Below are 324 nucleotides of genomic sequence, written 5' to 3' on the forward strand. Positions count from 1 at the left end.
ATTCCTGTCGCAGCTTCCTGTAAGCCGATGCAGTAAAGCGTTGACGACAGTCCTGCCCGAGGGTGCACAGCGCTGGCATTACCTCCTCCCCCTGCACCAGCTCGAGACTCAACACCGTGCGATCCGCAGGCGTCCACCAGGCGTCCAAGTCGTCGGCCCACACAGTGCTTGCAGCCTGCCAGAGAAAGACCAGAATCAGCTGTGCCAGACATCTTTGCATAATGACCACCCTCCCTTTCACTAAGCCGGGTCACCCAACCAGCGCAAGAGAACACCCTGCACAACCTGGGCCCGCGGCGTATCCCCCCGCGCATCCCCTACCCT

General features: G+C 61.1%; 1 protein-coding gene. It reads right to left on the reverse strand.

All coding sequences use genetic code 11. The features are described from left to right. Nucleotides 1-220, reverse strand: a 220-nt coding sequence (locus tag EP166_RS21385; RefSeq protein ID WP_220432677.1) for a hypothetical protein, incomplete at its 3' end; no start/stop codon positions are given. Nucleotides 221-324: the final 104 nt, after the last annotated feature.

This window comes from Saccharospirillum alexandrii (genome assembly GCF_004000275.1).
Classification (GTDB): Bacteria; Pseudomonadota; Gammaproteobacteria; order Pseudomonadales; family Natronospirillaceae; genus Saccharospirillum; species Saccharospirillum alexandrii.